The organism is Winogradskyella ursingii (assembly GCF_013403975.1).
Lineage (GTDB): Bacteria > Bacteroidota > Bacteroidia > Flavobacteriales > Flavobacteriaceae > Winogradskyella > Winogradskyella ursingii.
The window spans coordinates 589,439-611,322 of the sequence record NZ_JABFDH010000001.1 but is presented as its reverse complement, the minus strand read 5'-3'; the positions used below and the strand labels follow the sequence as shown (position 1 = coordinate 611,322).

21 protein-coding genes are annotated in these 21,884 nt (G+C 35.1%); 11 read left to right on the top strand and 10 right to left on the bottom strand.

Features of this window, described 5'->3' with window-relative positions; translation table 11 throughout:
- Positions 1-19 precede the first annotated feature (19 nt).
- Together map and HM983_RS02745 are read left to right on the top strand one after the other, a co-directional pair.
- A complete protein-coding gene (gene map / locus HM983_RS02750) occupies positions 20-838 on the top strand; it encodes a type I methionyl aminopeptidase (protein WP_179343859.1) in 819 nt (272 codons plus the stop codon).
- 1 nt (position 839) lies between these two features.
- Positions 840-1,604 carry a class I SAM-dependent methyltransferase gene (locus HM983_RS02745; protein WP_179343858.1) on the top strand — a complete coding sequence of 255 codons (765 nt, stop codon included), beginning with the start codon at positions 840-842 and terminating at the stop codon, positions 1,602-1,604.
- A 1-nt stretch (position 1,605) separates the two neighbouring features.
- Here HM983_RS02745 and HM983_RS02740 read toward each other — a convergent pair whose 3' ends face one another.
- Together HM983_RS02740 and HM983_RS02735 are read right to left on the bottom strand one after the other, a co-directional pair.
- The gene (locus HM983_RS02740; protein WP_179343857.1) at positions 1,606-2,586 is read right to left on the bottom strand and encodes an FAD:protein FMN transferase; all 981 of its coding nucleotides are present in this window, start codon (positions 2,584-2,586) and stop codon (positions 1,606-1,608) included.
- Positions 2,587-2,685: 99 nt separating this feature from the next.
- Positions 2,686-3,063, bottom strand: coding sequence for a Na(+)-translocating NADH-quinone reductase subunit F (locus HM983_RS02735; protein ID WP_179343856.1), 378 nt, complete (start codon positions 3,061-3,063; stop codon positions 2,686-2,688).
- Between the two features lie 244 nt (positions 3,064-3,307).
- Here HM983_RS02735 and HM983_RS02730 point away from each other — a divergent pair, with 244 nt between their 5' ends.
- From HM983_RS02730 to HM983_RS02715, 4 genes are all read left to right on the top strand, one after another.
- Positions 3,308-4,723, top strand: coding sequence for an amidohydrolase family protein (locus HM983_RS02730; RefSeq protein ID WP_179343855.1), 1,416 nt, complete (start codon positions 3,308-3,310; stop codon positions 4,721-4,723).
- A gap of 81 nt (positions 4,724-4,804) precedes the next feature.
- Complete coding sequence (locus HM983_RS02725) at positions 4,805-5,269, top strand: Na(+)-translocating NADH-quinone reductase subunit F (RefSeq protein ID WP_179343854.1); 465 nt, start codon at positions 4,805-4,807, stop codon at positions 5,267-5,269.
- 111 nt (positions 5,270-5,380) lie between these two features.
- Positions 5,381-6,883 carry a sensor histidine kinase gene (locus HM983_RS02720; protein ID WP_179343853.1) on the top strand — a complete coding sequence of 501 codons (1,503 nt, stop codon included), beginning with the start codon at positions 5,381-5,383 and terminating at the stop codon, positions 6,881-6,883.
- Entirely contained in the window at positions 6,870-7,271 is a 402-nt protein-coding gene (locus tag HM983_RS02715; protein WP_179343852.1) for a response regulator, read from the top strand. The genes HM983_RS02720 and HM983_RS02715 overlap by 14 nt, the downstream gene beginning before the upstream one ends.
- Before the next feature lie 114 nt (positions 7,272-7,385).
- On the opposite strand, the gene nqrF is transcribed toward HM983_RS02715, so the two are convergent.
- From nqrF to HM983_RS02685, 6 genes are all read right to left on the bottom strand, one after another.
- A complete protein-coding gene (gene nqrF, locus HM983_RS02710) occupies positions 7,386-8,693 on the bottom strand; it encodes an NADH:ubiquinone reductase (Na(+)-transporting) subunit F (protein ID WP_179343851.1) in 1,308 nt (435 codons plus the stop codon).
- A 10-nt stretch (positions 8,694-8,703) separates the two neighbouring features.
- Positions 8,704-9,444 carry an NADH:ubiquinone reductase (Na(+)-transporting) subunit E gene (gene nqrE / locus HM983_RS02705; protein WP_179343850.1) on the bottom strand — a complete coding sequence of 247 codons (741 nt, stop codon included), beginning with the start codon at positions 9,442-9,444 and terminating at the stop codon, positions 8,704-8,706.
- An 83-nt stretch (positions 9,445-9,527) separates the two neighbouring features.
- Entirely contained in the window at positions 9,528-10,172 is a 645-nt protein-coding gene (locus HM983_RS02700; protein WP_179343849.1) for an NADH:ubiquinone reductase (Na(+)-transporting) subunit D, read from the bottom strand.
- 8 nt (positions 10,173-10,180) lie between these two features.
- Positions 10,181-10,930 (bottom strand): Na(+)-translocating NADH-quinone reductase subunit C, encoded by a 750-nt coding sequence (locus HM983_RS02695; protein WP_179343848.1) that lies wholly within the window; start codon positions 10,928-10,930, stop codon positions 10,181-10,183.
- Positions 10,931-10,932: 2 nt separating this feature from the next.
- Positions 10,933-12,141, bottom strand: a complete 1,209-nt coding sequence (locus HM983_RS02690) for an NADH:ubiquinone reductase (Na(+)-transporting) subunit B (RefSeq protein ID WP_179343847.1) — start codon at positions 12,139-12,141, stop codon at positions 10,933-10,935.
- 66 nt (positions 12,142-12,207) lie between these two features.
- The gene (locus HM983_RS02685; protein WP_179343846.1) at positions 12,208-13,560 is read right to left on the bottom strand and encodes a Na(+)-translocating NADH-quinone reductase subunit A; all 1,353 of its coding nucleotides are present in this window, start codon (positions 13,558-13,560) and stop codon (positions 12,208-12,210) included.
- Positions 13,561-13,714: 154 nt separating this feature from the next.
- Between HM983_RS02685 and HM983_RS02680 the strand changes: the two genes are divergently transcribed.
- Genes HM983_RS02680 through apaG form a run of 3 tightly spaced genes read left to right on the top strand, consistent with a single transcriptional unit; the run spans position 13,715 to position 16,845 of the window.
- Complete coding sequence (locus HM983_RS02680) at positions 13,715-14,962, top strand: type IX secretion system plug protein (RefSeq protein ID WP_179343845.1); 1,248 nt, start codon at positions 13,715-13,717, stop codon at positions 14,960-14,962.
- 59 nt (positions 14,963-15,021) lie between these two features.
- Positions 15,022-16,398, top strand: a complete 1,377-nt coding sequence (locus tag HM983_RS02675; protein ID WP_179343844.1) for a pyridoxal phosphate-dependent decarboxylase family protein — start codon at positions 15,022-15,024, stop codon at positions 16,396-16,398.
- Between the two features lie 60 nt (positions 16,399-16,458).
- Positions 16,459-16,845 (top strand): Co2+/Mg2+ efflux protein ApaG, encoded by a 387-nt coding sequence (gene apaG, locus HM983_RS02670; protein WP_179343843.1) that lies wholly within the window; start codon positions 16,459-16,461, stop codon positions 16,843-16,845.
- Between the two features lie 178 nt (positions 16,846-17,023).
- On the opposite strand, the gene HM983_RS02665 is transcribed toward apaG, so the two are convergent.
- Positions 17,024-18,031, bottom strand: coding sequence for a DUF6695 family protein (locus HM983_RS02665; protein ID WP_179343842.1), 1,008 nt, complete (start codon positions 18,029-18,031; stop codon positions 17,024-17,026).
- A gap of 202 nt (positions 18,032-18,233) precedes the next feature.
- Here HM983_RS02665 and pruA point away from each other — a divergent pair, with 202 nt between their 5' ends.
- Positions 18,234-19,862 (top strand): L-glutamate gamma-semialdehyde dehydrogenase, encoded by a 1,629-nt coding sequence (gene pruA, locus HM983_RS02660; RefSeq protein ID WP_179343841.1) that lies wholly within the window; start codon positions 18,234-18,236, stop codon positions 19,860-19,862.
- 148 nt (positions 19,863-20,010) lie between these two features.
- Here the strand turns inward: pruA and rsmG are convergent, their stop codons facing one another.
- Entirely contained in the window at positions 20,011-20,637 is a 627-nt protein-coding gene (rsmG, locus tag HM983_RS02655; protein WP_179343840.1) for a 16S rRNA (guanine(527)-N(7))-methyltransferase RsmG, read from the bottom strand.
- Between the two features lie 143 nt (positions 20,638-20,780).
- Here rsmG and HM983_RS02650 point away from each other — a divergent pair, with 143 nt between their 5' ends.
- Positions 20,781-21,881 (top strand): fatty acid desaturase family protein, encoded by a 1,101-nt coding sequence (locus HM983_RS02650; RefSeq protein WP_179343839.1) that lies wholly within the window; start codon positions 20,781-20,783, stop codon positions 21,879-21,881.
- The last annotated feature ends 3 nt before the right edge of the window (positions 21,882-21,884 follow it).

The following is a 21,884-nucleotide window of genomic DNA, read 5'->3' as shown; positions in this document are numbered from 1 at the left end:
CCAACTTAATTAGGACCTCATGATTATTGTAAAAACCAAAGAAGAGATTGAATTAATGCGCCAGAGTGCGCTAGTGGTATCTAAGACCTTAGGCATGTTAGCTAAAGAAATAAAAGAAGGTGTTACCACTAACTATTTAGATACCATAGCAGAAGAATTTATAAGAGACCAAGGCGCTTTACCAGGATTCAAAGGACTTTACGATTGCCCATCCACATTACTTTGTAGCGTTAACGAAGCGGTTGTTCATGGATTACCAACTGATATCCCATTAAAAAATGGAGATATTGTATCGGTTGATTGTGGTGCTTTAATGAATGATTTTTATGGTGACCACGCTTACACTTTTGAAATTGGTGAAGTAGATGCTGAAACTAAAAAACTAATTAAAACAACAAAAGAATCTCTTTATGTTGGTATAGAACAACTTAAAATCGGAAATCGTGTTGGTGATGTTGGTTATGCTATTCAGCAATATTGTGAAGCCGAAGGTTATGGTGTCGTGAGAGAACTCGTTGGCCATGGCTTGGGTCGAAAAATGCATGAAGATCCAGAAATGCCAAACTATGGCAGACGTGGCAGAGGCAAAAAATTTATAGAAGGTATGGTCGTAGCTATCGAGCCAATGATCAATTTAGGAACTCATAAAGTGAAACAACTTAAAGATGGTTGGACCATTGTAACCCAAGATGGCAAGCCTAGTGTGCACTTTGAACATGACATAGCGATTGTAGATGGACAACCTGAAATTCTTTCGACTTTTGCTTATGTGCATGAGGCCTTGGGTATCACTTCAGATGAAGAAGATAAATTTAGACAAAAGGCTTTAACGCTTTAAAATGAAATCTCTGTTCAGACTTTTTTTAAATTTTATTCCAAGACCTATACTTATTAGGCTCAGCTATGCCATTCGTCCTATTTTAGCATTCTTACTCAAAGGAAAAACCTATACCGATCCAATTGATGGGAAAAGTTTTATTAAATTTTTACCATATGGTTATGGTAAGCAGCGCAACAATATATTATCACCATCAACTTTAAGCTTAGAACGCCACAGGTTACTTTGGCTATATCTAAAGAATGAAACAGATTTTTTTAAAGCCAACAAAAGACTTCTTCATTTTGCTCCAGAACAATGTTTTTTAAACCGCTTCAGAAATCTCGAAAATTTAGATTATACCACCACAGATTTAAATTCACCCATTGCAGACGTGAAGGCTGATATTTGCAATTTACCTTTTGAGGACAATTCTTTTGACATCATTCTATGTAACCATGTGTTAGAACATATTCCGGATGATACCAAAGCCATGCAAGAATTATATCGAGTCATGAGAAAAGGTGGTTACGGGATTTTTCAGATTCCGCAAGACTTAAATCGCGATTCCACTTTTGAAGATGATTCAATAACGGACAAAAAAGAACGTACCAAAATCTTTGGACAATACGACCATGTTAGAATTTACGGCCAGGATTATTTTGATAAACTTCGTTCCGTAGGTTTTAAGGTTGAAGAAGTTGATTATACTTCTAAACTTTCAGATGAAACTGTAGACAAGTATCGATTGGCGAAAGGTGAAATTATTCCTGTGGTTTACAAATAGATCATTCAGGAAAACCATTTAGCCCTAAATTATTCAATTCCCCATTTTCATCTTCATAAATAAAATAGACTTTTAGCTCAGAATGCGTTTTTAAAAAACCTTTTACACTCTCAATTCCCATGGCTTGAAAAGCGGTTGCATAACCATCGGCCAACATACAATTAGGCGCAATAACTGAAACACTTAGAACTTCGGTTTTGGTTGGATAGCCTGTTTTGGTATTTATGATGTGTGCGTATCTATTGCCTTCTTCATCAGTTTTAAATTTTCTATAGGTTCCAGAAGTTGCCATCGCATTGTTGGACAACACAATGACTTTTGAGTAGGTCTGAGTACCATCAAAATTTGGGTCATCTATACCAACGGTCCAGCCTTTTTGCTTTTCAACATTAATACCACCAGTTCTCAAATCGCCACCGATATCAACCAAATAATTATCGATGCCCTTGGATTGCAAGAATTCTGAAATGACATCAATACCATAACCCTTGGCTATAGCATTAAAATCCAAATAAGCATTCGCTGGTCTTATAAATCGATCTTCGAGCATTATAATTTTATCAAACCCTACGTCCTGCATCAATTTTGAAATGGTCACGCTATCGGTAAGGAATTTGTTGCGGTCTGGGCCAAAATCCCATGCGTTAACTACATTTCCGATTGTAGGATCAAAAACCCCCTTGGTTTCCTTGAAGATTTTTTTGGAAGTATTGAAAACAGTTTTAAAATGCGAATCAACTTCAATTGTTTCGTTTCTATTGAATTTTGAAATGTCGGAATCTTCAATGTAGGTGGACATAGAATTATTGACAACCTCAAAGAGACTATCTATCTGTTGTTGATAGCTGACTTCGTCTTCAGCATAATATTGAATATTGTAACCTGTACCAAACACTGGACCTGAAAGCTTAATGTTTTCGGGTGCTTTTTCAGAACAAGAGATTACTGTTAAAATTGAAACTAAAAAAATTAAGATCTTCATGATTTATTTGATGAAATACAATAAAATTTCTGTCTTCACTTCGACCCTTCGACAAGCACAGGCCAGGAAATATCGGTGTGACGCGCAGAAATCAAAAGGTTAGTTTAAATTCATTTCTATGATTTGGATGCCGTTGTATTCAATGAGGTATTCTTCATTTAGATATATTGGCAAATCTTCGCCTTTTGGATTCCCCAAACCTACTCCTGCATAAAGTACTTTTGCATCTTTTTCATAAGCATGTCTTTTAAATGTTTCCATCCAAACGACATCATAATTATTAGGATTTTCAGGAAGTAAAACTGCTCTTACAACTACAAAAAAATACTGACTATTCTTATCGATACATACAAATTGCGGATGACGTTTAAGCTTACTATTAATGGCGACAAACTCAAAACCACGGGACTCCAAATCTTTGCCTACATGGTTCATTGCTAAATTATGAAGCTCTTGAGCTGTTAGAGGTTTTGACATAAAACAAAAATACAATAATGCTTTTTGAATAAAAAGTGCATTTCTGCTTCAGTAATGTTTATTCTTCAATGAATTGTTGAGCTTCCTTACTTTTAATCAACCTGAGTTGAAATGCTAAAAGCAGAATTGCTGATAATAGTACGAACGCAAGTATTCCTTTTTTCATAAATACTTAAACGTAAAACAAATAGACATTGTTATTCGAGAAATAAAATTGCGTAATTTTAAAGAAATCTCAATTATTATGAAACTGAAACTATTTATAATCGTATTCTTGATTTCAATTCAGTTTGAAGCACAAGAGTTCTCACAACAAGTACAACGATTTATAACTGTGGATACCAATAGTTTCGCCATAACAAACGTAAAACTTATTGATGGCACTGGCAGTACCATAAAAACTTCGCAAACAATTGTTGTTACGGATGGTAAAATAACAGCTTTAGGAAATTCTGATGAAACTTCAATCCCAAATAATATCACACAAATAGATGGTGAAGGAAAAACCGTAATTCCAGGTCTTGTAATGTTGCACGAACACCTGTTTTACACCAAACCTTTTGAAAACTGGTTTAGCGTCGGTCAAATGACATTTACTTTTCCTCGTTTGTATCTTGCTGGTGGTGTCACTTCAATGCGAACCGGTGGAAGTATACAACCGCAAACAGATCTTAACGTAAAAAAATGGATAAACGAAGGTAAAATGACAGGACCGAAAATGCACGTTACAGGTCCATTTATAGAGCGTGAAGGTCCTAAAGTGCCAGAGCTTGGGTTTATTGGCAATACGGACGAAGTTTCCAAAATTGTAAATTATTGGGCAGACAAAGGTGTAACGTCATTCAAGGTATATAACAACATCACTAAAGAAGATTTAAAAATTTGTGTTGAAGAAGCGCACAAACGTGGATTAAAAGTTACTGGTCATCTATGCTCACTAACATATGAAGACGCATCCAATATTGGCATTGACAACCTGGAGCATGGCTTTATGGCTGCAAGTGATTTTGCAAAAGACAAACAAGACGAATTTTGTGATCCTTTTGCTGCAAGAACGGGATTGCGAGCAGAAGATGAAGATGGTGTAGAAATTAACAATTTAATAGATTTACTCATAAAAAACAATACCGTAATTACCACCACACCTAACGTTTTTGAACCTTATACCGATCGTGAAATAGTTCCTGGCGGAGGGTTTGACGCCTTAGCTCCTCAAATACAGGAAAGGCTTAAAACTTCCTATGAAAGAGCACAAGGAAAGGATAGTGCTAGCTTAGCAATGTTTAATAAAAATCTAAAATGGGTGAAGCGCTTTCACGATAAAGGTGGTTTTTTAGTCGCTGGTACAGATCCTACTGGTGCTGGTCGTACCGTAGCAGGATATGCGAATCAACGTACTGTAGAAATCTTAGTCGAAGCAGGTTTTTCAGTTGAAGAAGCTATTAAAATCTGTACACTGAATGGGGCAAAATTTTTGGGTGTCGATAATGAATTGGGCACTGTTGAAATTGGAAAGACTGCAGACTTGTTATTGATTGATGGTGACATATCAACAGATATTAAAAACATCAGAAAATTAGAAACCGTTTTTAAAGATGGAATTGGGTTTGATTCAAAGCAATTATTTGAATCGGTAAAAGGGCAAGTTGGATTCAATTAAAATTTAGTTTTAACGTAAATAATGTAGCATTTTGAAAATAACATAAGGTTTTCGTATCTTAATACAAGTAAAACAAACAACATGATCACTTCAAAGCGATTTAACCTTGCCGTACAAAAATTATATTCAGCATTTCATAATAACACTTTAAATCCTGAAGATTGTAAACACTGCGCAGTGGGCAATATTTTAGATAATATAAGCCAATGGGAATATCTTTCTGAAAAACATGGCACGACGCGACTGAGCTATATTGGTATGCTAAATCAAAAATTAGGACGAAGATTTAACGGGTATTCGCCAATGGAACTGTTACAGGTTGAAACTGCTTTTTTAAAAGGATGTGGTTACAAATTCATCAAAAACAATCGTTTACAGAAACCGAAAAATTTTAAGGATAATGATATATTATTCAACGGATTGAGCGAAGTTATAGCTGTACTTTGCCGTTTGGATAATATAGAAAATGTCATGGCTATAGACACTATTCAAAATTCTATATCAAACCAAAAATCCCGAAAATTCAAAGAAAAAATATATATTTGAAAGAATAATCGTACTTATAATTACTTTTTACCGTAATTATCTACATGTAATTGTGTTAAATTCAAAAAATAAATCTATATTGAAGCCTGAACATTAGCTACCTACTATTTTATGTCCTCCCTAACAAAACAAATATTATCTCATAGCTGTGATATTTCCTTATTGGATTTTATTCAAAAAGCTGCCTCAATTGGAACTTGGGAATTTGATATCGAATCTAATTCACTCTACTGGAGTGATGAAACCAAAAGAATTCATGAAGTGCCGTTAGATTATATACCCAACGTAGAAACGGGTATTTCTTTTTACAAGCAAGGCTATAGCAGAAACAGGATTACTGAACTTTTTACTATATGTCTAGAGAAACTAGAAAAATATGATGCAGAACTTCAAATAGTTACAGCAAATGGTAAAGATAAATGGGTTAGAGCCATTGGAATACCTGTTATAGAAAATGGTAAATGTATTAAGGTGCAAGGATTGTTTCAGGATATTGATGAAAAAACAAAAAATGCAAGAGAACTTGCATATAAAGAAGACCAACTTAGGCGTACATTTGACAACGCCTTGGTAGGGATGGCTATTGTAGATCTCAATGGCAGTTGGTTGAACGTAAACAAAAGTCTTTGTAAGACTTTTGGATATACTAAAGAAGAGCTTAAACAGCTTAGTTTTATGGATATCACTCATCCAGATGATCTTAGAGTTGGATATAAAGCCATGATGAACATGGTTAACGGCAAAATCAATTATTTTGAAACCGAAAAGCGCTACCTACATAAAAATGGAAACGTTATTTGGGCCTTATTGTCTACTTCAATTGTAAAGGACAAAAACGGCACACCGCTCCACTTTGTAGCACAAATAAATGATTTGACCCAAATAAAGAAAAGTAGTAGTAAAGTAGCACAACTACTTGCTACAACTGAAAACCAAAACAAGCGTTTATTGAATTTTGCACATATTGTTTCCCATAATCTCAGATCGCATTATAGTAATTTGGATATGCTACTCGATATTATGAAAATGGATGTGCCAGAAACAACTAAAAATTCAATTTTCCCTTTAATAGAAGACGCTGTGAACCATCTTGGTGATACTGTTAGCAATCTTAACGATGTTGCGGTGATGAATACCAAAAGAAATATAAATGTCGAAAACGTAAATCTTTCTAAAAGCATTGATAATGTACTTTCTTCAATTGCCGCCCAGATTTTACAAACACAATCTAAAGTCTCAGTTGATGTTGATCCTAAAATAAACATTTCAGGTATACCTGCATATATTGACAGCATACTATTGAATTTTTTGACCAATTCAATAAAATACAAAAGACAACATGAAAATGCGGTTATCTTATTGCGTGCTTATGAAAAAGGAGAGTATATAGTTTTAGAGATAATAGATAATGGGCAAGGAATCGATTTAAGCAAACACGGCGACAAATTATTTGGAATGTATAAAACATTTCATAATCATGAAGATTCAAGAGGCTTAGGTCTTTTTATAACAAAAAATCAAATCGAAGCCATTGGCGGTAAGATTGAAGTAAATAGCGAAGTAAATAAAGGTACAACCTTCTATATACACCTAAGAAAACATGAAACAAATTGACATAGCCTGCATTATTGATGATGATCCAATATTTGTATTTGGAGCAAAGCGCATGATGGAACTTTCAGATTTTTGTGAGTCTTTTATGATTTACAAGAATGGACAAGAGGCCATAGACAACTTAAAACCTATTATAATTTCTGGTGAAAATATCCCAGATGTTATTCTTCTTGACATCAACATGCCCATCATGGATGGATGGCAGTTTTTGGACGAATTTATAAAAATCGAATCTTCTAAAGAAATAACCATTTTCATAGTAAGTTCTTCTATCGACCCAGCAGATAAAGAACGTGTGAAGCAATATCAAAACGTTTCAAATTATATTGTGAAACCCATTTCAATAGAAAAATTGAAGCGTATTTCCGAAGGGATTACTGAGGTATAAATATTTTTAATTTTAATGAATTTAAAAAGCCAGCACTTTTAAGATGCTGGCTTTTTTTATGGTCTTTGATTCTCGATTATGATCCCGAAGTTTCGGGACTGTTTCAATGGAATTCTATCCACCAAAGTCATCAAATCTAATGTGTTCATCTGGGATTCCAAAATCCTCACCCATTTTCTGTACCGCTTGGTTCATTAATGGTGGGCCACAGAAGTATAATTCAATATCTTCTGGTGCTTCATGATGATTAAGGTAGTTATCAATTACACAGTTATGGATAAACCCGACAAAACCATCACCTTCATCATCAATGCTATTTTTAACTTTCCAATTGTCTTCTTCCAATGGTTCAGAAAGTGCCATATAGAATTTAAAGTTTGGAAATTCTTGTTCAAGTTCTCTAAAGTGGTCGATGTAGAACAATTCTCGTTTAGAACGTCCACCATACCAATACGTTACTTTTCTTCCTGTTTTCAACGTTTTGAATAAGTGATATAAATGCGAACGCATTGGAGCCATACCAGCACCACCACCTACATAAAGCATTTCACTTTCAGATTCGTTTATAAAGAATTCTCCATAAGGTCCAGAAATGGTTACTTTATCTCCTTCTTTTTGAGCGAAAATATATGATGATGCTACACCTGGATTTACATCCATCCATCCATTTTTGTTTCTATCCCATGGCGGAGTTGCAATACGAACATTCAACATAATTTCACGGCCCTCAGCTGGGTAGGAAGCCATAGAGTATGCTCTTTCTACTGTTTCGGTATTTTTCATTACCAAAGGCCATAGATTGAATTTATCCCATTCTGCTTGAAACTTATCTGGTGTTTCGTGCTCTTCTGGATGTGCTGTTATATCAATATCTTCATATTTAATTTCGCATGGAGGAATTTCAATCTGAATATAACCACCAGCTTTGTAACCCATATCTTCAGGTATTTCTACAACGAATTCCTTAATAAAGGAAGCTACATTATAGTTTCTAACTACAGTCGCCTCCCATTTTTTAATTCCGAAAACTTCTTCAGGAATGGTAATTTCCATATCCTGCTTCACTTTTACCTGACAAGATAAACGTGCGCCTTCCTTTAATTCTTTTCTACTAAAATGAGGTGTCTCAGTCGGTAAAGCTTCACCTCCACCTGAAAGCACGTGGCATTCACACTGAATACAAGTTCCACCTCCACCGCAAGCCGATGGTAAGAAGACTTTATTGCTTCCCAAAGTGTTTAGTAATGTCCCTCCAGAAGCTACTTCTATTTCGCGTTCGCCATTAATAGTAATTTTTACAGGACCAGATGGTGATAGTTTTTGTTTTACAACCAAAAGTAGGCTCACTAACAATAAGGTAACCACCAAAAATGCTACCACTGTTGCGATAACTGTTCCTATAGTACTTGCCGCTAATATCATAATTACGTAATTATTTGTTAGAATCTTGAGTGTTTTCTATACTAAGATCGGTTTCTGTATTTTTTTCTAAAGCTGGTGTTTCAATAACCATCCCAACTGTATCTTCTCTGCTCTCTTCAGTAGCTTCATCTTCGCCACCTGTTAACATACCTCCAAAACTCATAAAGCCAATCGCCATTAACCCTGTAATGATAAAAGTTATACCTAAGCCTCTTAAGGGTGCTGGCACGTTGGAATATCTTATCTTCTCTCTAATGGCTGCAATGGCAACAATTGCTAAGAACCAACCAATTCCCGATGCAATTCCGTAATTTAATGCTAAGCCTAAAGTTTCAATTTCACGAGATTGCATAAATAATGAACCACCTAAAATTGCACAGTTTACAGCAATCAATGGTAAAAAGATACCTAATGAATTATACAATGCTGGTGAGAATTTTTCAACTATAATTTCTACCAATTGTACCATAGTCGCAATAGTTGCAATAAACATGATAAATGAAAGGAAACTCAAATCGTAATCTGCATATTCCTCACCCAACCAAGTCAATGCTCCTTCTTGCAGTAAATATTGATCTAATAACCAGTTTAATGGCACTGTAATCGCTAAAACGAAAATTACTGCAGCACCTAAACCTACAGCCGTTGATACTTTTTTAGATACAGCCAAGTAAGAACACATACCCAAAAAGTAAGCGAACACCATGTTATCTACAAATACCGATTTAAAAAATAATTCTATATGTTCCATTTTTTATAAGTCTTCAGTTTGCAGTTGGCAGTTTTCAGTCAATGGCTTACTGCCTACTGAACACTGTTTACTGCTTACTATTTTTAGTCCTCGATTAAATCCTTGTTTCTACTACGTTGTACCCAAATGATAATACCTACAACTATCAATGCCATTGGTGGTAATACCATAAAACCATTGTTTTCATAACCTATGGCGTATAATCCAGTTTTTTCAACTGGGTCACCTAATACTTTAAATCCGAATAAGGTTCCTGAGCCTAAAAGCTCTCTAAAGAATCCAACAATAATTAAGATTACTCCATAACCCAATGCATTACCTATACCATCAAGGAATGACCTCCATACTCCGTTTCCTAAAGCAAAGGCTTCAAAACGTCCCATAATGATACAGTTGGTTATAATCAACCCAATAAATACCGAAAGCTCCTTACTTAAACTATACGCAAAAGCTTTTAACACTTGGTCAACTATAATCACTAGTGTTGCTACAACAACAAGCTGAACGATAATTCTAATTTTTGATGGTATTATATTTCTCATTAAAGAAATTACCACGTTACCTACTCCCATTACAAACATCACAGAAATTGCCATTACAATTGACGGTTTTAACTGAGCCGTAATTGCCAAAGCTGAACATATTCCCAATACCTGTATGGTAATAGGATTATTATCCGCTAAGGGATCCATGATTAATTTGCTATCTTTTTTTGATAAAAGTCCCATATAAATAATTAGTTTAAGGTCTTGAAATAAGGCATATACATTTTAATGTCTTTACTCAACATTACCGCAAGCCCATCACCCGTAATTGTAGCGCCTGCTAAAGCATCAACTTCTTGATCGTCTTTTATTAAATTTTTAGGATCGTTATTCCCTTTTGCTACAGAAATACCTTTAAACACTTCTCCATCTAAAAACTCTTCTCCTGTAAAGTCATCCATAAAATAACGTTGCTTGATTTCTGCACCAAGACCTGGTGTTTCCCCTTTATGGTCAAAATACACACCTTGAATAGTCATACTTTTATCTAAAGCTACGAAGCCCCAAATTGCATCCCAGAGTCCTTTACCTCTTACAGGCACGATATGAACTTCTTGGCCATCTTCCATTTCGCCAACAAAAATAGGTAGGCGTCTTTCGTAGTCGTCATTCTTCGCTTTTGTTTCTTCCTTTTTAATGTCAATAAGGTAAGCTTCATCGTTTTCTTTCAATTCTCCACCTTGAAACACATATTGCTGTTTGATGTATTTTTTAAATTCAGCCTCAACTTCTTCAGTTGGAATAAATTCCACATCATTTGCTCCCTCATTATTATTGATACCCATTGCATAAAGGATATTCTGTTGTTTTTCAAAACGCTCATTGGCTTTTACCATTGGTTTTAACCCTGAAGCCAAACCTGCCAATATCGCACCGACAACCACAACCATAACGATTGAGAAAATGACGGTGTAACTATTTTTATCCGTGTTAATTGCCATAATTATGCTGCTTTAACTTTTACTCGTTTCATTCTGCGTTTAACATTACCTTGAATAACATAGTGGTCAATTGTTGGCGCAAAAACATTCATTAATAATATCGCTAAGAATACTCCTTCTGGATAGGCTGGATTAAATACACGAATCATAATTGAAATGAAACCAATCAAAAATCCATAAATCCATTTACCTTTATTAGTTTGTGATGCTGTTACTGGGTCTGTTGCCATGTAAACTGCACCAAACAAAATACTGCCAATTATTAGATGCTGCCAGAACGGTACACTCATTAGACCGTAGAATTTACTCGTGTCACCAATCCAACCTGCTTCTACAACTCCGTTGAAAATTAAGCCCATTACTAATGCTCCAATTAATGTACTAAATATGATTCTCCAGCTACCTACTTTGGTAAATATTAAAAATAATGCTCCTATTATAATTAAGAACTTTGAAGTCTCGCCAACGGAACCAGGAATGATTCCCCAGAACATATCCCAATAATCGATACCGGCAAGTGATGTATTTTGCGCATAAGCTCCTAAAATTGTTTCACCTGAGATCGCATCTGGCGTACCAGCGCGTTCAACCGCTCCATGAACCCAAACCTTATCTCCAGACATCCAAGTTGGATAAGCGAAAAACAAAAAGGCTCTAATAGTTAATGCAGGATTTAAGATGTTCATTCCCGTACCACCAAACACTTCCTTTCCGATGACTACACCAAAAATTACAGCTACTGCTAACATCCAGAGTGGAATATCAACAGGAACAATCAATGGCACAAGCATACCTGTAACCAAGTAACCTTCTTCCACTTCATGACCTTTAATGACTGCGAATAAAAATTCTACCGCCAAACCAACGCCATAAGACACTACCACTAACGGTAAGACTGTCCAAGCTCCAATTATAAAATTGTCAAGTGTCCAAAACGAAGCACCCAAAAACCCATCTGCTTGTTGAATTTCACCTAAAGCCAAATAATGTTGGTAACCTGCGTTAAACATACCGAAGATTAAACACGGCACCAACGCCATGATTACCGTATTCATTGTACGCTTTAAATCGTCTGCTGCCTTGATATGCGTCCCATTATGGGTCGTTTCATTTGGCAAATACAAAAAAGTATGAAGTGCATTGAAGGCAGGTGCCATCTTTTTACCTTTATACTTTTCTTTAAGATTGTGTAAGTTTTGTTTTAAACCCATTTTATTATATGTTTAGACCCTAGAAACTTCGACTGAGTACAGCGCTACATCCAGGATAGCCTAATATTATCCTATTTCTTTAAGCATTAAATCTAATCCCTCACGAATGATTTTTTGATGCGGCTGTTTAGACACACAAATAAATTCAGTTAACGCAAAGTCTTCTGGTGCAACTTCGTACATTCCTAGAGCTTCCATTTCGTCCAAATCTTGATACATACAAGCTTTTAGGATTTGTAATGGATAGATATCTAGAGGAAAAACTTCTTCATAATTTCCGGTTAGCACAAATGCTCTATGCTCTCCGTTTGTATTAGTATCCAATTCGTATTTTTTATTCGGATTCATCCAAGAAAACGTTAACGCTCTTGATGTTGACACCTTATCGAAAACCGGTTTGTTCCAACCGAAGAATTCATAATCGTCGCCTTCAGGAATCACTGAAATCACATTACTGTAATAATCTAAATGACCATCTGCACCAACCTGTTTTCCGCTTAAAACGTTTCCAGAAATAAAACGATCGTTTCCATCTTTTTCAACACCATTATCATAAATCATTGTTGAAATCTCAGAACCAATTTTCGTTTTAAAATAACGTGGTTTTTTAACTGAAGAACCTGCTAGGGCAATAATTCTTTCGGCATTAAATTTACCTGTTATGAGTAATTCTCCAATAATCACCAAATCCTGTGCACTTACCGTCCAAACAGTTTCTCCCTTATTTACAGGGCCTACTTTATTTATTAATGTACCAACATTCCCTGAAGGATGTGGTCCTGAAACTTGATGTATTATAGCATTACTTAAACCTGACAAAGGTGAACTTGAGTTTTTTCCAACGGAAACATGAACTCCACCTTCAGTCAATTTAGATAATGCTGTAACTGCAGCTTGTAATTCAGCTTCTTTTCCTGCTAAAGTATAATCTAAGTCTGCTGCCAAAGGTGCACTTGCATAGCCAGAAATAAAAATGGCCCTAGGTGTGCTATCTGCTTTTGCTACAACATCATAAGGACGTTGTTTGATAAAAGCCCAGCAACCGGAAGCCAATAAATGTGCCTTGATTTTTTCAGCAGTTGCATTGGTATCAAACTTTCCGTGGTCTACGAAAGTTTGCTCTTTGTCTGCAGTGATTTTAATTGCATCGATTCGACGTCTCGGCCCACGCACCACTTCTGTTACCTCACCAGAAACTGGAGAAACAAACTTCATCTCCTCATTATCCTTATTATAAAACAAGGTTTCACCAGCTTTTACTTTGGAGCCTTCTTTTGCAACTAATTTTGGAATGATACTGTGGAAATCTTCGGGTCTAATAGAATAGAAATTGCTAATTATAGCATTTTCAGTAGTTTTTTCGGCCACACCGACCAACTTTATGTCTAAACCCTTTTTAATTTTGATGTCTTTTGACATATCTTCTGTTATCTAAAAATCCGTGCAAATTTACGAATTAATGCTTAAATATTTTTCAATATAACCCATCTTTTTTATTTATAGTGATTATAAATAAGAGAGCTCTTTAAAGGCATAGATTTTGATTATCTTTAAGCACTATAGATTTTTAACAATGAGGAAACCCTTTTTTTATCTCACTTTATTATTAATTGTCCCAGCGCTGTTCTTTGCACAAGCTGTAGAAGTGAGCCCACCTGACTTTATTAAAACCATAACCTTTAAAAGTAATACTACAAGGGGTCAATTACCTATTTTAAATTTAGGTGAACCACTTGTGTTGGAATTTGATGCATTGAACGGCAATGAAGAAGATTTTTATTATGTCATAGAGCATTTTAATTTTGATTGGACCCCTTCTAATTTAGTAAAATCCGAATATTTAAAAGGCCTGGACAATCAAAGAATATTTAATTACCGAAACTCTTTCAATACTTATCAGATTTATTCGCATTATGAATTGACTATACCCAACGAACAAACTAGAGCATTGCTCAAAAGCGGAAATTACATGATTTCCATTTATGACGGTTATAATGAATTAATGTTCAGTAGAAAATTTATGATTTATGAAGATTTGGTTAGTGTGGGAGTCAAAGTAAAGCGCTCAAGAGACGTAAAATTTATTGACGAAAAACAGTCTGTAGACCTAGTGATTTCAACCAATAGTATCAATTTTAACAATCCACTGGAAACAATAAAAACCCACATCATTAAAAACAATAATCTCAACACCACTATTTCAGATTTAAAACCGCAGTACACCTTGGGCAACCAACTTATTTATCGTTATGATACCGAATCTGCCTTTTGGGCCGGAAATGAATACCTCTTTTTTGAAACCAAAGATGTACGCGCAGCTAACGTGGCAATACAGGCTATAGACCTTAAAGATATTTACCACACTTATTTATTTGCAGATCAATCTAGAAAAAACCAACCTTATACTTATAACCCAGATATCAACGGAAACTTTCAGATTACTTCTGTAGATCAAATTGACCTGGATGTTGAAGCTGATTACACCATGGTTCATTTTTATCTTAATATTAATGAAGTAGAAAACAAGAAAATTCATATTTATGGTAATTTTAATGCTTTCGCAATCGAGAACATTACACAGATGATTTATAATTCTGAGGCCAATAGATATGAAGGTTGGATGCGATTGAAACAAGGTTTTTATAATTATAAATATATCGCTGTTGATGCCGATAACATTCTCGACGAAGGAGCTATTAGTGGAAATTTTTGGCAGACAGAAAATAATTACAAAGCTTTGGTTTATTATCGGGATCTTGGAGCACGTTTCGATAGATTGATTGGTTTTGGAGAAGCTTCCTCAGTTAATATTTCCAACTAATCTGTAAGTATTTCCTACTTCTTAAGACCAAACCCACTTTAATAACACAATTACAACTCATGCAAAATGACATTGCTATATTTTCAGAATTATGTGACGTGCTATTTAAGGAAGAATCTCTTCAACCTGTAGCGCAACCGATTCCGACACATGAACTCTACAACAAATTAGATTTATCTTTAAATGAAGAAGGTATAATTGACGATGAGCTTACGAGCAATTTAAAATCCATTATAAAAAACACACCAAAAACAGCGTCAACATCATTTTTTAATCAATTATTTGGTGGCCGAATTGGAAAAGCTGCACTAGGTGATTTATTAGCTGTAATGCTCAATAACAGCATGTACACCTATAAAGTGGCAGGACCACAAGTTGGTATTGAGAAAGAAGTTTTACATAAATTTTGTGAACTTTCCGGCTATGGTAAAGATGCAGATGGCACCTTTGCTCCAGGTGGTTCCATGAGCAATTTTATGGCGATGATTATGGCACGTGATGCTAAAAAAGATGTGATAAGAGCTGAAGGTATTACCAAACCAATGACACTTTATACCTCAAAATCTTCACACTATTCCATTGCAAAAAATGCCTCTTTTGGCGGAATTGGAAAAAACCAAGTGCGTTTAGTAAGAACAAATGGACAAGGGAAAATGCAATCTTCACATTTAGATGAATTAATTAAGGAAGATTTGAATAATGGTTTTATTCCATTTTTCGTAAATGCCACTGCTGGAACGACTGTTCTCGGTGTATTTGACGATATTAATGCAATTAGCAAAATTTGCAGAAAACACAATTTATGGTTACACGTCGATGGCGCATATTGTGGCGGAGTAATTTTCAGTAATAAGTACAAACATCTAGTTAATGGTTTAGAGCATTCTGATTCTTTTAGCGTAAATGCTCACAAAATGTTGGGTACACCATTGAGCTGCTCAATCATTGTCACAAAACATAAAGCACAACTGCACCATTCATTTTCAAATGAAGCCGATTATCTGTATCAGACGGATGGAGATGACTTTAATCTGGGCAAAACATCGTTGCAATGTGGGAGAAGAAATGATGCCTTAAAAATTTGGACACTATGGAAATCTGTGGGTTCAAAAGGTTTAGAAAAAATCGTGAACCACCAATTCGAAATGGCCGATGTCGCTCGAAACTACATATTAAATAATAAAGATTACGCTCTCTATAGTTTTGAGGATTCTATTTCCGTATGTTTTAATTATAAAGACATTCCTGCGAGAGAATTATGTACTGCTTTATATAAAGATGCAAAACTTATGGTAGGTTACGGAACTTTTGGCAACCAAGAATTTGTTCGCATGGTCACGATTAATTCAGTGATTAAAAAAGAAGATATTTTATCTTTTTTCAACACAATTGAAACCTATGTTGCCGAAAAAATGTTAAAAATTCCGGTATCTTAGCGTAAATCTAGCGTTCATTCAAAAAATATGCTATTTTAGCATAATTACATTTTAAAACCAATGGTACAACAAGTAACAAGCGGCATTAAAATTTCTGTCGAAACCAATTTTGAAGGTACATTTTATAAAAATTATAAAGTGCATTTTGCATTTGGCTACAAAGTAACTATTGAAAACCAAAGCAAGGATTCTGTACAATTAAATTCCCGACACTGGCAAATACTCGACGCACTCAATAATGAAGAAATTGTTGAAGGAGAAGGTGTTATCGGAAAAAAACCTGTTCTTAAACCAGGCGAATCCCACACCTACAATTCAGGTTGTTTATTGACGTCACCATTTGGCGCTATGAAAGGCCATTACAATATGGTGAACTTTACAAAGACCAATAAATTTAAGGTCTATATCCCTTCTTTTAAGCTGAGTGCTCCATTTGCGCTTAATTAACTAGATTGATTTTCTTCTTTTCTGGTGATTACACCCTTATTTAAATCTTGTTATTTTAAAAAAAAGAGGAATCCCAGTTTATAGTCTTCAAATGTTATATTTTTTTTTAAGTTTTGGGATTTCTTGACGCTCAAACGTCACTCGATAGAAATAACATAAAGGATTAGAAAAATCATCTCTATGATTTAAACTCTTTTAAATAATCAAACCGGAAAACCTGCGAATTCTGCTCTAAATGAAAAAAAAGACAATTAGAATAATGAACAAAATTATACTCTAAGTTGATATCAAAACTTTCGTTTTCAACTTTGTAAATACCATCACAATCTACATTTCCATAAGGTGAAATTCTTCGAAAACGGAATTCGGTATCACTTCCCAGATCATAAATTTCAAACCACGCTCCAGCGGCAATACCACCTAACCATTGGGCATGTTGTGCTCTAATGGCATTGTTACGAGGCTTAATTGTACCTTTTAAACTTGGATTATAATCTTTGAGTACGTCCAAAAACAAACGTCTGTTTTCTTTATTCACAGTCGAATTAAACTTTTTAAATTCCCCTTTTTCCGAAACGAGATGTACTTTGGATTCGGTATCTGCATTCACAACATTACCTATAGTGCTTGGCGTAAATCGCTTCGATTTTTTAAGTTTTACTTTTATTTTTTCTGAAGTTGTACTTTCTATTAAAGCATCGGTAACAAAACGTGCGCAGTTACAGGCCTCTTTTATAAAGGCTGCGTATCTAATAAAACCTTTGTTTTGCATTCTTGTGATATGAGCCCTGGCCTCGTTATAATTAACAGCATTGCAAACCGAAGCATATAAGTGCCCATCACCATGAGTCAATTTTGGATGTGTGGCTAAAAATTTCAGAATTTCATAGAGGTTGGTAATGTTATCATTTTCGATATTGGCTTTTATAGGAAAGATCAGTTCAAAATCGGTTTCACGCCCTCGCACCCTTCCATTTGGTGCTGGAGTGATGTACCTACCAAAATCGTGATATTCTAAATCACCAGTGGATTTATCAATCAGCACCAAAGCAGCATGTCCTGCTCTGACATATTTTTTATTACCAATAAACGCAAATCTTAAAAATTTAGAATACCATTCCTTAGCATGCGAAACAATTGTTTCGGGATAAGCAAGCGTTAAAATAAAAGCGTTATTTTCTTGCATTTATTAATTCTAAAATTTCAGTCTGCAACATACAAAAATAATCACGCTTATCTTCACAGAACTATAACGTTTCAACTTAGGATTTTACCTTAAAAACCATACCTTTGCACTTTCAAAATTTCGTTCTCACAAAAGTGAGAATCTCAAAAAACAACATAAATCAGATTCCCGATTTCTCGGGAATGAAAAAAAATTTTTATCAATGGGAAAAGGATTCTTTAATGTACCGTTAGCAGTCAACGAACCCGTTAAAACATATGCACCAGGTAGTCCTGAACGCGAAGCCGTTTTAGAGGCATATAAGAATATGTTTAACAGTAAAGTTGAAGTGCCATTATACATCAATGGAAAAGATATAAAAACTGGAAATACTAGAACTATGTCACCTCCACATGACCATAAGCATATTGTTGGAGAGTACCATTTGGCCGAAAAACAACATGTTGAAGACGCTATTTCTACAGCTTTAGAAGCACGTAAAGAATGGTCTCAATTACCGTGGGAACAACGTGCAGGTATTTTCTTAAAAGCTGCCGAACTTATTGCTGGACCATACAGAGCAAAAATTAATGCAGCAACCATGATTGCCCAGTCTAAAACTGTACACCAGGCTGAAATCGATGCCGCTTGTGAACTTATTGATTTCTTACGTTTTAATGTTCAGTTTATGACTGATATCTATATGGAACAGCCAGAAAGCACAAGTGATGCATGGAACCGTGTTGAGTATAGACCGCTTGAAGGCTTTACTTATGCTGTGACACCGTTTAACTTTACAGCTATTGCAGGAAATCTGCCAGCTTGTATGGCATTGATGGGTAATGTTGTGGTTTGGAAGCCGAGTGACAGCCAAGTATTTTCTGCAAAAGTAATTATGGACATTTTTAAAGAAGCTGGAGTACCTGATGGTGTCATCAATGTTGTTTTTGGCGACCCAAAAATGATTACAGATACTGTTTTGGCAAGTCCAGACTTTTCAGGATTGCACTTTACAGGTTCTACAGATGTATTTAAAGAATTGTGGAAGCAAATAGGAAACAACATTCACAACTATAAAACCTATCCTAGAATTGTTGGTGAAACAGGGGGAAAGGATTTTATCGTTGCTCATAAAACAGCAAATGCTAAGCAAGTTGCTACTGCAATTGCACGTGGAGCATTTGAGTTTCAAGGTCAAAAATGTAGTGCTGCTTCAAGAGCCTATATTCCAAAAGGAATTTGGTCAGACGTGAAAGATTATCTTTTAGAGGATTTAAAATCTTTTAAAATGGGGTCTCCAGAAGATTTGGGTAATTTTGTTACAGCTGTAATTCACGAAGGTTCCTTTGATAAATTGGCCAAATATATTGATGGTGCAAAATCAGACAGCAACGCCGAAATTATTGCTGGTGGAAATTACGACAAATCCAAAGGTTATTTTGTTGAACCAACGGTAATAGTAACATCGGATCCAAAATATACAACGATGTGCACAGAATTATTCGGTCCGGTAATTACAATTTACGTTTATGAAGATGATAAGTTTTCTGAAACGCTGAAAGTTGTTGATGGAACTAGCGAATACGCGCTTACAGGAGCAATTTTATCAACCGATAGATACGCGATTCAAGAAGCGACGAAAGCACTTCAGAATTCAGCAGGAAACTTTTATATCAACGACAAGCCTACTGGTGCAGTCGTAGGTCAGCAACCATTTGGTGGAGCAAGAGCGTCTGGAACAAATGACAAAGCAGGAAGTGCTCAAAACTTATTGCGTTGGGTGTCTCCAAGACTAATTAAAGAAACCTTCGTAACACCAACTGATTACAGATATCCGTTTTTAGGAGAATAATTTCTCAAAATAAATCATTAAAAATCCTTAAGACTTAATTGTTTTAAGGATTTTTTTTAGATGATAATAAAAGTTCTCTATACAATTTTTTGTGCCTCAAAATTATTCGAATTGACACCTCAAAATAAAATTTAATGTACGGAGGGTCTTATTTATATTTCAACGGCAAATAGATCACTTTTTTAGTTTCAAAAAATTCTTCGTCAAAATAATCTGACAGTAGATAAGCTTTTACATTGGTATATTTTTTCAACTCTTCCGTTAAGTCACCACCTTTTAAATAAAGAATACCGTTCTTCATTTCATTCTGTTGCTTTTTTGCGATTTTCCCCTTTACCCATTTTGTAAATTCTGGCATTGCTGTTACAGCTCTACTCACAATAAAATCATAAGTATCATCGATAGCTTCTACTCTACTATGTGTGGTTTTCACGTTAGATAATTCGATGGATTCGCAAACAGCTTCAATTACCTTAAGTTTTTTATTGATACTATCTACCAAATGAAAATGACAATTCGGAAATAATATTGCTAAAGGAACCCCTGGAAATCCACCTCCAGTTCCTACATCCAAGATAGACGAGTTATCAGCAAATTCAATTACTCTTGCAATCCCTAGAGAATGCAATATATGCTTCAAATATAGCTCGTCAATATCCTTACGGGACACCACGTTTATCTTACTGTTCCAATCTTTATAAAGACCTTCCAAAGCCTCAAATTGTTCGATTTGTTTTTCAGATAAATTCGGGAAATATTTTAAGATAAGTTCCATTATATTTTTGTTTCGGCAAAAGTACTTATTTTAGTGATTAAATTTAAACTGTTAACGACTAGTCATGCGATTTATATATTGACTATCTTTGCGCAGTTATAATGTTTTTAAATTAATTTCGTTATAACCTAAAAATTGAACATATGGCACAACAGACCTTATCCTTTTCTAGAACGGACTCTGCAAAATTTTTTAGGACGTTAAACAAACGCGTTAATTCTTATTTTAAAGAAAATAACATCAAAAGAACCGGTAACTGGCAGCTCTGGGTTAAAACCATTGTAATGTTTGCAATGTTTCTGACTCCATACTTTTTATTGCTTACACTAAATATACCTACTTGGGCTCAAATTTTATTGACTATCGTAATGGGTGTTGGTATGGCCGGTGTTGGCATGAATGTGATGCACGATGGCAATCATGGATCATTTTCCAATAAAGAATGGGTGAACCGTTTAATGGGTAGTAGCATCTATATTTTAGCCGGAAATGTCTATAATTGGAAAGTACAGCACAACGTTTTACACCATACCTACACCAATATTCATGGACATGACGAAGATTTGGAAGCTGGTAGAATTTTACGATTTTCAAAACATGCCGATTGGCATAATCACCATAGATTTCAACATTATTACTCGATATTATTATACGGATTGTTAACTATCAATTGGGCGATTACGACTGATTTTCAACAAATGAGACGTTATATGAAACGTAAATTATCTTATGGTAAATTACCTAATCCCGTTGTGAATTGGAGTAAATTAGTCATTTCAAAAATCATTTATATTGCTATGTGGATAGTACTTCCCATATTATTGACCGACATAGCTTGGTATAAAGTTTTGATTGGGTTTTTGATTATGCATTATGTAGCTGGTTTAATTTTAAGTGTTGTATTTCAACTCGCACACGTGATGGACGAAGCTGAAATGCCTATGCCAGAAAAGGATGGTACCATGAAAAATACTTGGGCCATTCACCAACTTAAAACAACAGTAAATTTCGGAGCTAAAAGCTGGTTTATCAATTGGTATACAGGTGGATTGAATCATCAAGTAGAGCATCATATTTTTCCACACATAAGCCATATCCATTATGGAAAAATTGCTAAGATTGTGAAGGATACAGCCAAGGAATTTAATTTACCATATAAAGAATACGAAACGACAAGAAAAGCTATTGCTGCGCACTTCAAATTCCTAAAGGAAATGGGTGCAAGACCAGCGTTACAAGCATAATTT

Excerpts from the sequence above, each read along its gene's own strand:
- map (WP_179343859.1), top strand. The coding sequence starts at position 20 with ATGATTATTGTAAAAACCAAAGAAGAGATTGAATTAATGCGCCAGAGT.
- HM983_RS02745 (WP_179343858.1), top strand. The coding sequence starts at position 840 with ATGAAATCTCTGTTCAGACTTTTTTTAAATTTTATTCCAAGACCTATA.
- HM983_RS02740 (WP_179343857.1), bottom strand. The coding sequence starts at position 2,586 with ATGAAGATCTTAATTTTTTTAGTTTCAATTTTAACAGTAATCTCTTGT.
- HM983_RS02735 (WP_179343856.1), bottom strand. The coding sequence starts at position 3,063 with ATGTCAAAACCTCTAACAGCTCAAGAGCTTCATAATTTAGCAATGAAC.
- HM983_RS02730 (WP_179343855.1), top strand. The coding sequence starts at position 3,308 with ATGAAACTGAAACTATTTATAATCGTATTCTTGATTTCAATTCAGTTT.
- HM983_RS02725 (WP_179343854.1), top strand. The coding sequence starts at position 4,805 with ATGATCACTTCAAAGCGATTTAACCTTGCCGTACAAAAATTATATTCA.
- HM983_RS02720 (WP_179343853.1), top strand. The coding sequence starts at position 5,381 with ATGTCCTCCCTAACAAAACAAATATTATCTCATAGCTGTGATATTTCC.
- HM983_RS02715 (WP_179343852.1), top strand. The coding sequence starts at position 6,870 with ATGAAACAAATTGACATAGCCTGCATTATTGATGATGATCCAATATTT.
- nqrF (WP_179343851.1), bottom strand. The coding sequence starts at position 8,693 with ATGATATTAGCGGCAAGTACTATAGGAACAGTTATCGCAACAGTGGTA.
- nqrE (WP_179343850.1), bottom strand. The coding sequence starts at position 9,444 with ATGGAACATATAGAATTATTTTTTAAATCGGTATTTGTAGATAACATG.
- HM983_RS02700 (WP_179343849.1), bottom strand. The coding sequence starts at position 10,172 with ATGGGACTTTTATCAAAAAAAGATAGCAAATTAATCATGGATCCCTTA.
- HM983_RS02695 (WP_179343848.1), bottom strand. The coding sequence starts at position 10,930 with ATGGCAATTAACACGGATAAAAATAGTTACACCGTCATTTTCTCAATC.
- HM983_RS02690 (WP_179343847.1), bottom strand. The coding sequence starts at position 12,141 with ATGGGTTTAAAACAAAACTTACACAATCTTAAAGAAAAGTATAAAGGT.
- HM983_RS02685 (WP_179343846.1), bottom strand. The coding sequence starts at position 13,560 with ATGTCAAAAGACATCAAAATTAAAAAGGGTTTAGACATAAAGTTGGTC.
- HM983_RS02680 (WP_179343845.1), top strand. The coding sequence starts at position 13,715 with ATGAGGAAACCCTTTTTTTATCTCACTTTATTATTAATTGTCCCAGCG.
- HM983_RS02675 (WP_179343844.1), top strand. The coding sequence starts at position 15,022 with ATGCAAAATGACATTGCTATATTTTCAGAATTATGTGACGTGCTATTT.
- apaG (WP_179343843.1), top strand. The coding sequence starts at position 16,459 with ATGGTACAACAAGTAACAAGCGGCATTAAAATTTCTGTCGAAACCAAT.
- HM983_RS02665 (WP_179343842.1), bottom strand. The coding sequence starts at position 18,031 with ATGCAAGAAAATAACGCTTTTATTTTAACGCTTGCTTATCCCGAAACA.
- pruA (WP_179343841.1), top strand. The coding sequence starts at position 18,234 with ATGGGAAAAGGATTCTTTAATGTACCGTTAGCAGTCAACGAACCCGTT.
- rsmG (WP_179343840.1), bottom strand. The coding sequence starts at position 20,637 with ATGGAACTTATCTTAAAATATTTCCCGAATTTATCTGAAAAACAAATC.
- HM983_RS02650 (WP_179343839.1), top strand. The coding sequence starts at position 20,781 with ATGGCACAACAGACCTTATCCTTTTCTAGAACGGACTCTGCAAAATTT.